The organism is Dactylosporangium sp. CA-233914 (genome assembly GCF_050942935.1).
Lineage (GTDB): Bacteria > Actinomycetota > Actinomycetes > Mycobacteriales > Micromonosporaceae > Dactylosporangium.
The window spans coordinates 7895965-7910464 of record NZ_CP192030.1 but is presented as its reverse complement, the minus strand read 5'-3'; the positions used below and the strand labels follow the sequence as shown (position 1 = coordinate 7910464).

Genomic DNA, 14500 nt, shown 5'->3' with positions numbered 1-14500 from the left:
CGGCCGGCTCAGTGCGTTTCGTCGATGACGTAGAGGTAGCCGTCCTCCGCGGTCACCACGAGTTCGCTGCGGCGGTCGCCGTCGACATCGGCCGCAATGATGTCGCCGAGTCGCTGGCCGATCGACAGACTCCACTTGACCCGCCGGCGGGGGTTGGGTCGCGCGTCGATCGCGTAAACCGTGCCGTCTGCGGTGCCGATGACGTACTCGATGTGGTTGTCCCCGTCGACGTCGACGGCCACGACGTTTGGAGCGACGCTCCCTCCTGGCACGGTGAAGCTCCACTTCACGGCGCCGGTGGCGGCGTTGTGGCAGGTCAGGACACCGGAGTCGGACAGGGTGGCCACCTCGAGCACGCCGTCGCCGTCGACGTCGGCGAGAGCCGATCGCCGGCCGAAGATCTCGCCCGGGTTGGTCTCGACCTGCCACAGCAGAATTGTCGGGGCACCGGTCGCGTCCAGGTCGATGACGTAGAGGTTGTTGAATCCGGCCGTCATCAGCACCTCGGGCAGGCCGTCGTTGTCGACGTCGGCGATGATCGGCGTGTGGTAGAGACCGAGTGAGTCCCATCCGGTGCCGATGTGCCCCTGAAGGATCTTCACGCCGGACGTGTTGACCCCGTTGAGGTCATAGGTCACGTCGGCAGCCATGAAGATGACGTTGTCGATGCCATCGCCGTCGATGTCGTGGACGGCGGGAGCGCCCGTCCACGGTCCGAACTCGGCGCCGACGTGGCCGGGCCCGTCGTCGCGTGAGGCGAGCAGCGCACCATTTCGCCCGTTGAGGATCCGGCTCACTTCGGTGTTGTAACCGGCCCGGTTCGCACCGACGTACACGTCAAGGCCGTCGTGGCCGCTGAAGTCGCCGAACGTCCACAGGTACGCACCGTTCGGGCCGGAGAAAGTTGGCGCGGGCAGGTCGGTGAAGACGTGCTCCCACACCAATCGGCGGTCTCCGTCGACGACGCGCATGCGGGTGTGGTCGTCCACCGCGTCGACGAAGACCAAACTCCACCGGCCGTCGCCGTTGAGATCGGCGGCGGGTACGGCTTCGAGCCCCTGGCGGTACACGTACTCGCCTCGCCCCGGCAACTGCCACCGCTCGGTCAGTTTGTGATGGCCGTAGTCGTACACGCGCACACGTCCGAAGCCGGGGACACAAATGGAGTTGTGGTCCTTCCGGTCGAGCCGGGCCACCGTGGCCATCCCGCTCAGGCCGGCCAGCTGAGTCTGCGCAATCAGCGTGCCGTCGGGCTTCTCGAGGCGAAGGTAGCCGTCTGCGCTCTGGTAGACGACGGTCGCCGAGCCGGATCCGTCGAGGTCCTCGATACGGTGCAGCACGCCGCCGTCGTCAGCACGCGTCCACGCCTGGGTCACCTTGCCGCCGGCGTAGGTGTAGCCGACGAGCGAGCCACCGGTGAGGACGACGAACGAGCACAGTGGGTCGGCGCGTAGTACCTCGAGCCGGCCGTTGCGTCCGGCGGGGCCGATCGTCGACGGATAGGGCGAGCGCGGATCGGTGACGACGCTGGCACTCGGTAGCGACCAGGCCAGCTGGTATTTCCCGTCGGCTCCGACGGCGTAAAGCTCGACTGTCGCGCTCGCCCCGGGGGTCTGCGTGTGTTCGACCGAGACGAGCAGTTCGGCGTGGCCGTCTCCGTCGAAGTCTTGGACACCGCGCAGATACCGGTCGGCCAGGTCGAGCTTCGGGCTGTCGAGGCCGCCGATCGCGTCGGCAACCAAGACGTGCCAGCGCTTGTCACCGGTGTCGTTGTACAGGCCGCATACGATCTCGACTCGACCGTCGCCGTCCACGTCACGAACGCTGTTGACGGTGCTGCGCAGCGCCTTGTGGTTCTCGGTGTACTCGATGAACTTGTCCCACAGCACCGAGAACCCGGAAGCGTTGTTCTCGACGACCGCCGCGTGCAGGGTCACGCCGTCCGCGAGGTCAACCACCTCGAGCCGGCCGTCGCCGTCGATGTCGACGAGTTGGATGAGTCCGTAGTTGCGGCCGTCGACGTTCGGCCCGGTCTCCCAGTCCACATGGCCGTTCCAGGCGCCGCCGGTACGTCGTTCCCCGGTTGCTCCGGCGAAGGCGGTGACCTCCCGGAACCCAGCAATGACGACCTCGGTGGCGCCGTCGCCGTCCGCGTCGCCGATCACCACCTCGGGTAGGTAGGCCGGGTTGGCGTAGGCCGGGTTCGACTGCCACAGCTGGTACCCCGCAGCCACGCCCTTGTCGAACGCGAACGCGTAGCCATACTCACTGAAGTAGGGCCAGGTCACGATCTGCAGCCCGGCGAGGGCGGGATCGAGATGACCGATTTGAGTGGCCGTGGCGTACACATAGGACGACGCGCCCATGTCCTTCTTCCAGACGACGCTGCCGTCGGTGGCCGAGAGGGCGTACAGGGTAGTCGGGCCGAGCATGACGACCTGGCGCTTCCCGTCCCCGGCGAGATCGTAGACGCCGAGGATGTCAGTCGGAGCGAGCCCGGCGACCGACCACAGCTCGGCCAGTTGGTGGTCGCGCGCGAACAGCACTCCGCCGCTGATATAGAGCAGGCCGAGTGTGCCGTCATCGTCAAGACGTGCGGCCATTACGGGGGAGGACGTTCCGCCGAGATACGTCCGCGCCGCGATACCGGGTCGGCGGATCTTGCCGGGCATCGGTTGGTAGCAGGTGTTGCGGGTGTCCAGGCCCATCCGCGGCCACTGCCCGGCCAACGGCACCGTGGGCGGATGGGCTTCGGCCCGGGGCGCCGACACCAGTGAGCCGGCTAGGCCGGCCAGCCCGGCTCCAGTTGCTCCGGCGATGAACGTTCTGCGAGACAGCTCGCGCATGGCATCCTCCAGCTCGGGGCCAGTTGATGTCCTAGGTCCTAGCAGGAGGGCAAGCTGGCGACAATAGCCAACCGCGACACTCGAGGGAAACGCAGCAAGTATCAATACCCAGCACCGAGCGATCGAGCGCCTCTGGGGTGGCGCCGGTGAGCGTGGGCAAGTGGCGCGGCAGGCCGATGGCTGTCCTCATAGCGGTCGTGGGAGGTGCCACTGTCGTCTGACTCTTGACCTACGTCAGACCTGTGCCTACGCTGGCGGCACGATCCATGACCCGCCCGGAGGGCATCGTGACCGACGCCAGCACGATTACCTACACCGCCAGCGGTACTGGAGCGGTCACTCGGAACGTCGCCGCCAAACTTGGCGAAGCTCCATCGATCATCGATTATGGCGGTGATCCGGCTGGGGCGACTGATTGCACGCCAGCGTTCAACGCGGCGCTTGCGGCCGCGGCAGCCGGAGGCGGCCGGCGAATCTACTTCCCGACGGGAACCTATTCGTTCCGGTCGCGGCCGAACCAGATCTGTGGGTCACCACTCGCGGCTCGAACACGCACGAGACCACGCTCTACATCGACGGCAGCGCGAAGGCAAGCGATCCCAACGGCGCCCGAACCAACAAGGTCCGCGGATGTCACGTCTTCGGCGCTACCGGCTACTCCGTCGTGATCAAGGGTGTATCTGGGTTCAGCTGGCACGGCGGCGGTGTATACCAGGCCGGTGGCACCGGGCAGGTGAGCGGCGGCATTCAGATCGCGGGGACCGCCAATGGCCTGCAGTCCACGAATGCGATCATCGACATCGAGACCTGCCGCTGTCTCAACCTCAGCAACACGCTTGGCGCCAACCTGCGCTTCGGCTCGATAGCAACCGATGGCATCCCAGGGTCCGGCTATTCCGTGGCCAACGAAGGTAGCGCAGCAAACATCGCGCTGCACGCCTGCTACCTCGCGGGCCCCGTCATGGGCAACTGGACGAACTCGGGCGTCTGCCGGCCGACCGGCTGGTCGGCGACCTGACGAAGCGGGCGATCCTGGGCAACGAACCGAGCGGAGTCTCACGCAGGGCTGTACTACGCGCCTCGGCACTTACTGTCGCAGGCGCGGCGTTCGCCGCCGCCTTACCCGACGGATCATTGCCGCGAGCCGCCGCCGTGAGTCACCGGGTCGGCGCCATCGTCACGCTGGACGGAATGCACTACGGCAAGGTGGTCGCAGTCGACGCCCGACACGTACGAGTGCAGGTTGACGGACGGGGCGATCTGCAATTCTGGGCGAAGGAACGCGCACTGATCCAGCGATGACGCGTCATTCACGATCCCACGACTGCCTGGAGTATCCGTGCCCCATGAGTTCCCCGGTTACCGCGACGCGAACGAGCGGCGCGGCGAGTGACGTTCTCGACCTACGTCACGGACCATCCAGCGGCGCGCACACCGAACGCCACGTCGACGGCACGCGCCAAACGTCGACGGCATCCTCCTGGTGACTCGCCCGTGGTGATCAGCGTGTAAATGCCTGATCGGGCCCGCGATGCTCGCCCCGGTCAAGAGTCCGTCAACCTACGAGACCCGAGAAGGAATGATGGTGTCCGAGTCGCTGTCCAACCTGTCGCACGAAGACCGCCGCTTCGACCCGCCGGCGGGGTTCGCGGCGAGCGCGAACGTCACGGCCGACGCGTACCACGAGGCGTCAGGCGACCGTCTCGCGTTCTGGGCGAAGCAGGCCGAGCGGCTGACGTGGGCGGAGAAGTGGACCGACGTTCTGGACTGGTCGGACAAGCCAGTCGCCAGGTGGTTCGTGGGCGGCAAACTGAACGTCGCCTACAACTGCGTCGACCGGCACGTTGAGTCCGGGCACGGGGCTCAGGTCGCCTACCACTGGGAGGGCGAGCCGGGAAACACCCGCTCGATCACCTACGCCGAGCTGAAGGACGAGGTGTGCCGGGCGGCCAACGCCCTGCTCGAGTTGGGTGTGCAGGCAGGCGACCGTGTCGCGATCTACATGCCGATGATCCCGGAGGCGGTGGTCGCGATGTTGGCCTGCGCGCGTTTGGGCGCCCCGCATACGGTGGTGTTCGGCGGGTTCTCCTCGCAGGCGCTGTCCGACCGGGTGATCGACTGCGATGCCCGCATCATCATCACCGCTGATGGGGGGTATCGGCGCGGGGTGCCGTCCGCCCTCAAGCCGGCCGTGGACGAGGCGGTCGAGCGCTGCCCGGACGTGCGGGGGGTCGTGGTCGTGCGCCGCACCGGCCAGGACATCCCCTGGAACGAGGAGAAGGACGTCTGGTGGCACGAGCTGGTCGACCGGCAGTCGGCCCACCACGAGCCCGAGGCGTTCGACGCCGAGCACCCGCTCTACGTCATGTACACGTCCGGGACGACCGGCAAGCCGAAGGGCCAGCTGCACACCTCGGGCGGTTACCTGACCCAGGTGGCGTGGACGCACCACGCCGTGTTCGACGTGAAGCCCGACTCGGACCTGTACTGGTGCGGCGCGGACATCGGCTGGGTGACCGGCCACTCGTACATCGTCTACGGGCCGCTGGCCAACCGGGCGACGTCCTTCATGTACGAGGGCGTCCCGAACAGCCCGGACGAGCACCGCTGGTGGAACATGATCGAGAAATACAAGATCACGATCCTGTACACCGCGCCGACGACGATCCGCACGTTCATGAAGTGGGGCGAGGCGATCCCGCAGGCGCACGACCTGTCCTCGTTGCGGCTGCTCGGCTCGGTGGGCGAGCCCATCAACCCGGAGGCGTGGATCTGGTACCGCAAGAACATCGGCGGTGACCGCGCGCCGGTGGTCGACACCTGGTGGCAGACCGAGACGGGCGCGATCATGATCAGCCCGCTGCCGGGCGTCACGTCGACCAAGCCGGGCTCGGCGGCCAAAGCGTTGCCGGGGATCGGCGCCGAGGTCGTCGACAACGACGGCAAGCCCGTGCCCAACGGCGGCGGCGGGTTCCTCGTGCTTACCGAGCCCTGGCCGGCGATGACGCGCGGCATCTGGGGCGACCCGGAGCGGTTCAAGGAGACCTACTGGCAGCGCTTCGGCGAGCAAGGCTATTACTTCGCCGGGGACGGTGCGAAGAAGGATGACGACGGCGACCTGTGGCTGCTCGGCCGGGTCGATGACGTCATGAACGTCTCCGGGCACCGCATCTCGACCACCGAGGTCGAGTCCGCCCTCGTGTCGCACCCGTCGGTCGCCGAAGCGGCCGTGGTCGGCGCGACCGACCCGACGACCGGGCAGGGCATCGTGGCGTTCGTGATCCTGCGCGGCGGCGTCGAGGAAGGCACGGATACGGTCAAAGCGCTACGCGACCACGTCGCCTCGGAGATCGGGCCGATCGCCAAGCCGCGGCAGATCATGGTCGTGCCCGAGCTGCCGAAGACCCGCTCGGGCAAGATCATGCGCCGGCTGCTGCGCGACGTGGCCGACCACCGCGAACTCGGCGACGTCACCACCCTCACCGACTCCTCGGTCATGGACCTCATCGCGCAGCGCTCCTCGACCGCCCCGGCCGAGGAGTAAGGCCGCCCTCCCGTCGTGTCCCAGCGGGGACACGGGCGCCGACCGTTCGGCGAGGAGAGTAGCCGGCGAAGCATTTACGCGCATGGTCGATCGACCGCCGGTCCGCGAACACGTGAGCGACGCTATGCGGAGACGGCAGGCGCGGACAGGTCGAGAGTTGTCCTCTCAACGTGCTGCGAAGTCACGCAGCCCTGAGGCGACCGCCGTGACGATCGTCTCGAGGTAGCGGCGTGCCCCGGAAGCCGGCCGTGCGCCTGGGCGCCCGCATAGACCAGTTCGTCCCACGCCATCACCCAATAGGATCCGGCGCCGGTGAGGATTCTCCATTGCGCGCCGATCTCCCGCGCGACTACCACCAGGAGCTCGGCGTTGCCGCAATGGCCATTCAGCAGGAAGTCCGGCCGAAACCCGCACCGACCAGGCCACCGCAGATGTCCGTCAACTGGGTGCGAAGGCTGTCGACGGTGCTCGTCAGCGTCGGTCCCAGCGGGACGTGGTAAGGCGAGTAGCTGACGGCCACGCTCGGCGCGACGATCACGTCCACCTCCCCGTCGAGCCGGGCGGCGACCTGGTCTGCTACGTGTTCAACAATGAGCAGATCCGTGTGGAAGATGCGGGCCGTGCTGCTCGCAGGCGCCCACTGGTACGACGGCGACCGCATCGGGGGCGCGCCGAGTTACCGCCTGCCGGGTCAGAGGAGCTTCAATGCCCGCGAGCATGCGTTGTCCACCGCGACCCAGCGACCAACGGGGCCTAGGACCGCCCCGTGGACGCCGGCCACGAACGTCACCGACACCGAGCGGCTCGCGGTGTGGGGCCCCTCGCCGCCCGCGAGGTGGGCGTCGATGACGAGCGGACCCGAGTTCATACTGTGCTGGTTGCCGAGTCGCTCGGGGCACCGTTGTCGTGATAGCCGGCGGTGACCAGCACGTGGGCGAGCTGGGCCCGCTCGTCCTCGCGAAGCGGGAGCAACGGAAGTCGTACGGCAGCGGAACTGCGCCCCATAAGCGCCAGTGCCTCCTTGATCACGGTGATGTGATACCCGGGACGGGCGGTCCTCAGCGCGGCGATCGGCCGAATCCGTTCTTCGACCAGCCGCGCATGCGTCGCCCGGTCACCAGCCGTCGCGGCGTTCCACACGCTGATCGCCAGCGACGGGTCGAGGTTCACCAGTCCCGACGTCATCGTGACCGCCCCGCGCTCTGCGTAGTCCGCGGCTGGCAGCTCTGCCATGCCGTTGATCCAGGCGTAGCGGTCACCGAGCCGGTCGACGCAGCGCTCGAAATGTTCAAGGTCGCCGACCTCGTCCTTGACCGCGACGGCTGCTTCCACCTCGGCAAGGCGTTCGAGCTCGTCTGCGCCGTACACGGCGCCGCTCGTGCTGAAGACCACCAACCCGAGCCCGGAAACGTCACCGAGGTGTCGATAGTGCGCGGCGAGGCCGTCGAGTTCCGGGCGCACGAAGTACAGCGGGTTGACCAGCAGGCCGTCGGCACCGGCATCGGCTGCGACGCGAGCCAGACGGGCCGCGATGTCCGTCGAGTGTCCGACGCCAGCGAGGACCGGCACACGACCAGCAGCTGCGTCGACGGACTCGCGCACGATGTGGCGGTACTCGACCTCGTCCAGCGTCCAGAACTCGCCAACGCCACCGCAAACGACGATGGAACCGACTCCGGAAGCCGCCAGGAAGTCGATCTGTCGTCGATGGCTGGTCAGGTCGAGGTGGCCGTCAGCGGACATCAGAGTGGGGGAGAAAGCCATCACGCCCCGAAGCGCGTCGCGCAGGTGCTGGAGTTCCATGTCAAACCTTCCGTGGGGATGTGTGGTTCTGATATACCAGAACATGTGACCTAGGACCAACCTGAGGAGAACGGGTGATCGACGAGCAAGGACGACTCGGGAGCGATCTGTCACTGCTCACGGATGTACTTCTCGACCTGGCCCGCCTGGAGCGCGGTGAGGTCTGTCTCAGTTCGGCAGGAATGGGGCAACGGGCCGGTGGCGCGGTCCCGGTGACCTTCGGAGTCGGCAACGGATGCGGCGAGTCATCTGACGTACTGAGATGCCGGGTCGCATCCGCGGTGCTGCACGCGCTGAACACGGGAGGCGTGCGTCGGTTGCCGGAAGGCTCCGCCGAATGGTCCTTCATGCGTCCGGGGCTCTCGCTCGGCAAACCGCTGGCGATGTTCGACGTTCAAGAGCAGTCGCACATCACGCTACGGCAGGGGTGCCTGCTGCATCTGAGCATCGAAGCCCAACCCCCGACGCCGCCGCCCGGGCAGGTTCTCGCCCTGGTGGAGCAGTACATCAGGGACCACTTCGCCGAGAACCTCCGGCTCGCCACGGTTGGTCGTGCGGTCGCCGTGAGCCCGTACTACATCAGCCATCTGTTCCAGAGGAAGCGCGACACGACGTTTCTCAAGTACCTCACCAGCGTCCGTATGCAGCACGGCCGCCGCTTCTTGGTCGAGACCGATTTGCCGGTGGAGGCCATCGCCGAGCGAGTTGGCTACAGCGCCGCCAAACGCTTTCGGGAGGTGTTCAAGCGGACCTATCACTTGACCCCCAGCGAGTACCGCAGGCAAGCGACGGCGCGATCGGAGTGGGCGGTGGCCGGATGACGATCGTCGACGTGCACACCCACTTGATGTGGTTCCCGGACCACATTGAGGAGTCGACGGCGCGGGAGGCGCTGAGCGCCAAGCTGGTCAAGTTCGAGCGCAGCAGCGGTTTGGCCCACGCCGCTCACCTGGACCTGCATTGCTGGGACTCCACACCGGAGGAGCACTGGGCCGCGGCGCAGGAGGCCGACCGGGTTGTCGTGTTCGGGCTCCACGCCAAGCCGTCGAGGATCTTCGTCCCCAACGAAGTAGTGGCGGATTACGTGCGGAGGGACCCCGAGCGGCTTGAGGGATGGGCGTCGGTCAACCCGGCGGAGCCCGGGGCGGTTGAAGAGCTGGAACACTGCGTTCAGGATCTCGGCCTGCGTGGCCTCAAGGTCGGGCCGACGTACCAGCACTGGGACCCTCGAGACCCGCGCAAGTGGGCGGTCTTCGAGTACTGCGCTCGCCACGACCTGCCAGTCATCATCCATCAGGGAACGACCTTCCCGTCCACGGCGCGACTGGGGTACGCACAGCCGCTGCAGTTGGAGCCGATGCTGATGCACTTCCCAGACCTGCGGGTGATCATCGCGCACCTCGGTCACCCGTGGGAGCAGGACGTCGTGGCATTGATGCGCAAGGTGCCCAACCTCTACGCCGACATCTCGGCGCTGCACTACCGCCCGTACCGGTACTGGCACGCGATGATCACGGCATTCGGGTACGGCGTAACCCGCAAGCTCCTCCTCGCATCAGACTTCCCCAGTGCCACGATCGGGCAGACGCTCGCCGGGTTGCGTCGGGTGAACGACATCGTCGCGGGAACGCCGTTGCCCATGCTGCCCGGTGACGAGCAGGAGCGAATCGTGCACGAGAACTGGCGAAGGTTTTTCGGGGTCGCATGACGCAGTCCATCGAACCCCGGACGGCGCAGGTCTTTGGCGCCGTGCACCCCGACACCGAATGTCGGGAGCTGGACTCCGTGCTGACCCGAGCAGCCGACGCGGCGGAGGCGCTGAGGTTTACCCCGCCCTCGGTGCTGGCGAGGGCTCTGCATGCAGTTGCGGACGCCCTTGACGACGAGGCACCCGACTTGGTCCGAGTAGCCGATCGAGAGACCGCGCTCGGGACCGAGAGGCTCGCCGGCGAGATGGTGCGCACGTCCTCGCAGTTTCGCATGTTTGCCGATCTCGTTGTGAGCGGCCGGCACCTCGACGCGGTCATCACGACGGACCTTCGCCCGAGTTCGCCGGCACGCGACCTGCGTCGGATCGGGGTACCGATCGGGCCCGTGGCCGTCTTCGGTACGTCGAACTTTCCCTTCGCGTTCGGCGTCGCCGGAGGCGCGACTGGCTGGCGATCAGCCGCGGTGGGGGATCCACGGGCCGGGGAAGGTGTCACCGTCCAGTCGGTCGCCTGCGGCGAGACCGAGCGGATCGGTCACGACGTGGGCGGTGCCACTGTAGGTTGTCGCCTCATCCATGTAGATGATGACGTGTGCGTATCTGGCCAGGTCGGTGCGGTTGGGCAGGGCCATGTGGCCGGTGTAGCCGCTGTGGAAGGTGCAGTCGCCGGCCAGCAGCGGCACGGTGACGCGAGGGAGCCAGCGTAGCGACGGGTCCAACGCGAAGAGGTCGTCCTCGTCACCGAGATTCTGCGGGCGCAGGCCGGTGCGATGCTGGGTGCCGGGCAGGAAAGTCATGCAGCCTCGCTCGGGCGGAACGTCGACCAGCGCTATCCACGCCGACAACGCGAGTCGGTCGCCGGCATGCGGCCAGAACGGACGGTCCTGGTGGAACTCGGTGGCGACATTGTTGTGCGGCTCCTTGACCAGCATCTGATCGTGCCAGAGCCGCAACGGGAACCCGGCGAGTTGTTCGGCGATCCGGCCGAGTCGCGGGTCGAAGGTGAGCGCGCGGAGATTGTCGTCGCGTTGCCAGACGTTGACCAGTTGGCTGAAGGTGCCCTGCTTCTCCAGACTCTCGGCGCGATGCGCGATCAAGTACGCCTCGGCGCTGGTCCGGAAGCGCTCGACCTCGTCCGGATCGAGAACGCCACGTACTCGGACGAAACCGTGTTCGCGGTACGCCGCCACCAGTTCGTCCGGCACTCGGCCGTTGGCACCGATATCGCTTCTTCCGGACTGCTCGGTTGTGGTCATCGTAATCCCTTGCCTCCGACAATTCCTTGCTGTCTGGTTACTGCCCAGTGTCATCGTGGCGTGCCGCCGTGGGCTAGGCCGATCCCTACCAGTAGTCGTACGATCCCGACATGCCTCCAACCCTGCACGAGCACGCGTTGTTCGCCCGGGGACCGATCTGGGGCGGGGTCCATCAGCTGAGCGCGGACGTCGATCTGCACGCGCACGATTTCCTCGAGATCGCCGTGATCGGGGTCGGTCGTGGCCGGCACGTGACGAGCCGGGGCGAGCACGAGTTGCGGCGTGGTGAGGTCGTCATCCTGCGCCCTGGTGCCTGGCACGGGTTTCGAGGTTGCGCTGACCTGACCGTCGCCAACTGCTGCCTGTCAGCCCAGGCGTTACGGACCGAACTGGCCGCGCTATATGACTTTCGGATGCTGCGCCGGATGCTGTGGACCGAGCCGATGGCATCCGGCGCACACGGCGTTGCAGTGGTGACTGTCGATCAGATCGCCGCCGAGGAGGCCATCGCGGAGATCGGCCAGTTCGCACGGGACCTCGCGACCGCTCAAGCCCGGCCGGGCCGTGTTCTGGGCCGGTTGGTCACCGTGTTGGGCATTCTCGCCGACGGCCGTGACCCCGAACCCGCGACTGTCAAGTCGGTGATGCAGCCCGCCGTCGCGGCGACCGTCGCCAGGCTTGAGGCGAATCCCGCGGAGCAGTGGCGACTGGACGATCTCGCCCGGGCGGTCAATCTGGATCCCGCCTATCTCGGCCGCCTGTTCGTACAGCACATCGGGTTGACACCGATGGGCTTTCTGGCCCGGGTGCGGGCCGAGCGCGCTGCTACCTTGCTGGCGCAGTCCACCCTGCCGACCGCTCAGGTCGGCGCCGCCGTCGGCTGGGACGACCCGACATACTTCGCCCGTCGCTTTCGAACGCTGGTCGGGCTGACGCCCAGCGAGTACCGGCGACGTAGCCGAGCCGTCGCGACGCAGCACAGCTGACGGCATGTGCCGAACCGGCCATGACCGGCGGCCTCGCCGCGATAGCGGCCGGTCGTCGGCCAGGGCGCCGTCGATCCAGGTGCGGAAGCGGTTCCCGGTGGTCTGGATCCGGATGCGGCACGTGGTGTCCGCCGCGCAAGGCGAGCGGTGACTCAGAGCCTGGTAAATGACGGGGATCCGGGGCGGTGCATCACGGGTTTGATCGATGTGGTCAACGTTGGCGCGTGTCGGGCTGACACGAGGAAGGGCCTTCGAGTAGGAGCACTGGTGACGAGCTGGGTGACGGGAGGCTGTCACGCCCGGGCCTGCGAGAGCCGGGAGGTGAGACCCTCCCGGCTGCTCGACCTGAGGCGCGTGCCGGGGGATCCGCGCCCGAGAAGGTCAGTGGATCGGTGGCGTCTGGGTTGGGCGCGGTCATGCGTAGGCTCCCGGGTCGGGAAGGGGGCTCGTAGCGGTGCCATCGTCGTTGCCGTAGACGATGAGCTTGACGATTTCGTCCACCGTGCTGCGTTCGCGCTCCCGGATTCCGGCGACGGTCCCGAGGTGCATGACGAGAATGCGGTCGGCAGTACGCCATACCTGCTGCAGGTTATGACTGATCAGGATGATCGCCTTGCCGGCGTCCCGCAGGTCACGGACGAGTTGGAGAACCCGTTCGGACTCTTGCACACCCAGTGCGGCGGTCGGCTCATCCATGATCACGATGTCGGGGCCGCCGATCAGGACGCGGCCGATGGCGACTGCCTGCCGCTGACCACCGGAGAGCAGGTAGACCGGGACGCGCACCGACGGCAGCTTGATGGTCAGCGTGGAGAGCAGCTTCTCCGCTTCGCGGTAGATGCGGCGGCGGTCGACGAACGGTCCCCGGTGGTATTCGCGTCCGAGGAAGAGGTTGGCCGCGACGTCTCGGGTATCGACAAGGGCAAGGTTTTGATACACGGTGGCGATGCCGGCGGCGGTAGCGTCGGCCGGCTTGCTGAAGGTGACCGGGCGGCCCCTCATCAGCACGTGACCCTCGGTCGCGTCGTAGGCGCCGGACAGGATCTTGATCAGGGTGCTCTTCCCGGCACCGTTGTCGCCCAGCACTGCGAGGACTTCGCCGGGGTAGAGCTCGAAGCTGACATCGTGCAGGGCACGCACGTGTCCAAATACCTTGCCGATGCCTTTGGCCGCAAGGATCGGTGCGCGGTCGTTGTCGATCATCGTGCCCTCCGTCGCTCGGCGATCGCGGCCATGACTACGGCCAGGACGAACGCTGCTCCACGAGCCAGTTGCTGGTAATAGGAGTCAACCGACAACAGGGTGAGTCCGTTGTTGAGCACGCCGATGAGGAGGACACCGGCCAGCGTCCGCTCCAGCCGTCCCGCGCCACCGCCGAGCCCGATTCCGCCAAGCAGGACGGCGGTGAGGACATCGAACTCGGCGCCGGCGGCGTAATTCGGACCTCCGCTGCTGGACGTGCCGGTGGTCATGACGCCACCGAGTGCCGCCAGCGCCCCCGTGGTGAGGAAGACTCCGGTGTAGAGCCGCTTGGTGCGTATACCCGCACGGAGAGCGGCGCTCGGATTTCCGCCTACGCCGTAGACGTGCCACCCGGCGCGGGTGAAGGTCATGACGATCGTTGCGATCAGAAAGACGGCCAGCAAGATCCACACAGTGGTCGGAATGCCGAGCGGGCGGTCGTTGACGAAGTTGGGCAATGCCAAGTCCGTCAGCGGCTTGTTCTGCCCGTTGGTGAAGATCAGTGCGATGCCCCGGATCGCGATGCCCATCGCCAGCGTGGCGATGATCGAGTTGATGCCGACACCGACGATCAACGCGCTGTTGGCCAGACCGATCATGAGACCGACGCCGATGCCGGCAACGACGGCGAGTGGGGCGGCCCAGTGCTCGTCTTCGATGAGGATGCCGACGACGACGCTCGTCAGGGCCACGTTGGCTCCAACGGTGAGGTCGAGCTGGCCCGCTATGAGCGCGATGGTCATGCCGGCTGCGAGCACACCGGTGACCGCGACGGCCGACCCGATGTTGAGCAGGTTCCGTTCGGACAGGAAGTATGGCGACGCCTGCCAGAAGTAGATGACCAGGCCCACCAGTGCGACATAGAGGCCGAGGTCGAGCATTCGATCAACCACTGTTCGCCGGCCCGTACGCTCGTCCGAGCCGCGGGTGGAGGTGACCGCACTTCGGCGAAGCCAACCACGTGGGTCGAGCACACCGAGGCCGGTCGAGGCTCCGCCCGGCGATGCGACTTGCCGGGAGGAGGCCGACGACCGCTCGTTGATCCCGGTCGAGCGATCGTGACCGGACGGTGAAGTCACCTTCGTCTCCTGCAGGTGAGCGCGTTCAGGGTTGAG

At 67.0% G+C, this 14500-nt stretch carries 12 protein-coding genes and 2 pseudogenes; 7 read left to right on the top strand and 7 right to left on the bottom strand.

The annotated features are described in order from the left end of the window. Window positions 1-8: 8 nt before the first annotated feature. Window positions 9-2846, bottom strand: coding sequence for a PQQ-binding-like beta-propeller repeat protein (locus ACQPY0_RS35185; protein ID WP_432970502.1), 2838 nt, complete (start codon window positions 2844-2846; stop codon window positions 9-11). A gap of 266 nt (window positions 2847-3112) precedes the next feature. Between ACQPY0_RS35185 and ACQPY0_RS35180 the strand changes: the two genes are divergently transcribed. The 3 genes from ACQPY0_RS35180 (at window position 3113) to acs (ending at window position 6390) form a co-directional block, all read left to right on the top strand. Further along, window positions 3113-3514, top strand: coding sequence for a glycosyl hydrolase family 28-related protein (locus ACQPY0_RS35180; protein WP_432970499.1), 402 nt, complete (start codon window positions 3113-3115; stop codon window positions 3512-3514). Next, window positions 3511-3864 carry a hypothetical protein gene (locus tag ACQPY0_RS35175; protein ID WP_432970496.1) on the top strand — a complete coding sequence of 118 codons (354 nt, stop codon included), beginning with the start codon at window positions 3511-3513 and terminating at the stop codon, window positions 3862-3864. Before ACQPY0_RS35180 ends, ACQPY0_RS35175 begins: the two co-directional genes overlap by 4 nt. Before the next feature lie 567 nt (window positions 3865-4431). Continuing rightward, window positions 4432-6390, top strand: a complete 1959-nt coding sequence (gene acs, locus ACQPY0_RS35170) for an acetate--CoA ligase (protein WP_432970493.1) — start codon at window positions 4432-4434, stop codon at window positions 6388-6390. A gap of 385 nt (window positions 6391-6775) precedes the next feature. Here acs and ACQPY0_RS35165 read toward each other — a convergent pair. From ACQPY0_RS35165 to ACQPY0_RS35155, 3 genes and pseudogenes are all read right to left on the bottom strand, one after another. Next, window positions 6776-7109, bottom strand: a pseudogene (locus ACQPY0_RS35165) (creatininase family protein). Beyond that, a complete protein-coding gene (locus tag ACQPY0_RS35160; protein WP_432970490.1) occupies window positions 7082-7258 on the bottom strand; it encodes a hypothetical protein in 177 nt (58 codons plus the stop codon). The pseudogene ACQPY0_RS35165 and the gene ACQPY0_RS35160 overlap by 28 nt, the downstream one beginning before the upstream one ends. After that, window positions 7255-8193, bottom strand: a complete 939-nt coding sequence (locus tag ACQPY0_RS35155) for a dihydrodipicolinate synthase family protein (RefSeq protein ID WP_432970487.1) — start codon at window positions 8191-8193, stop codon at window positions 7255-7257. Before ACQPY0_RS35155 ends, ACQPY0_RS35160 begins: the two co-directional genes overlap by 4 nt. Before the next feature lie 74 nt (window positions 8194-8267). On the opposite strand from ACQPY0_RS35155, the gene ACQPY0_RS35150 reads away from it, so the two are divergent. The 3 genes and pseudogenes from ACQPY0_RS35150 to ACQPY0_RS35140 all read left to right on the top strand — a co-directional run. After that, the gene (locus ACQPY0_RS35150; RefSeq protein WP_432970484.1) at window positions 8268-9014 is read left to right on the top strand and encodes a helix-turn-helix domain-containing protein; all 747 of its coding nucleotides are present in this window, start codon (window positions 8268-8270) and stop codon (window positions 9012-9014) included. Next, window positions 9011-9901 (top strand): amidohydrolase family protein, encoded by an 891-nt coding sequence (locus ACQPY0_RS35145; protein WP_432970481.1) that lies wholly within the window; start codon window positions 9011-9013, stop codon window positions 9899-9901. Before ACQPY0_RS35150 ends, ACQPY0_RS35145 begins: the two co-directional genes overlap by 4 nt. Then, window positions 9898-10266, top strand: a pseudogene (locus ACQPY0_RS35140) (aldehyde dehydrogenase family protein); the annotation flags it as partial. The gene ACQPY0_RS35145 and the pseudogene ACQPY0_RS35140, both read left to right, overlap by 4 nt. A gap of 90 nt (window positions 10267-10356) precedes the next feature. Here ACQPY0_RS35140 and ACQPY0_RS35135 read toward each other — a convergent pair. Continuing rightward, on the bottom strand, window positions 10357-11157 hold the full coding sequence (locus ACQPY0_RS35135) for a phytanoyl-CoA dioxygenase family protein (protein ID WP_432970478.1): 801 nt from the start codon (window positions 11155-11157) through the stop codon (window positions 10357-10359). Between the two features lie 137 nt (window positions 11158-11294). Here ACQPY0_RS35135 and ACQPY0_RS35130 point away from each other — a divergent pair, with 137 nt between their 5' ends. Further along, window positions 11295-12143 carry an AraC family transcriptional regulator gene (locus ACQPY0_RS35130; protein WP_432970475.1) on the top strand — a complete coding sequence of 283 codons (849 nt, stop codon included), beginning with the start codon at window positions 11295-11297 and terminating at the stop codon, window positions 12141-12143. A 414-nt stretch (window positions 12144-12557) separates the two neighbouring features. Here ACQPY0_RS35130 and ACQPY0_RS35125 read toward each other — a convergent pair whose 3' ends face one another. After that, the gene (locus ACQPY0_RS35125; RefSeq protein WP_432970472.1) at window positions 12558-13346 is read right to left on the bottom strand and encodes an ATP-binding cassette domain-containing protein; all 789 of its coding nucleotides are present in this window, start codon (window positions 13344-13346) and stop codon (window positions 12558-12560) included. After that, entirely contained in the window at window positions 13343-14266 is a 924-nt protein-coding gene (locus ACQPY0_RS35120; RefSeq protein WP_432970469.1) for an ABC transporter permease, read from the bottom strand. Before ACQPY0_RS35120 ends, ACQPY0_RS35125 begins: the two co-directional genes overlap by 4 nt. Between the last annotated feature and the right edge of the window lie 234 nt (window positions 14267-14500).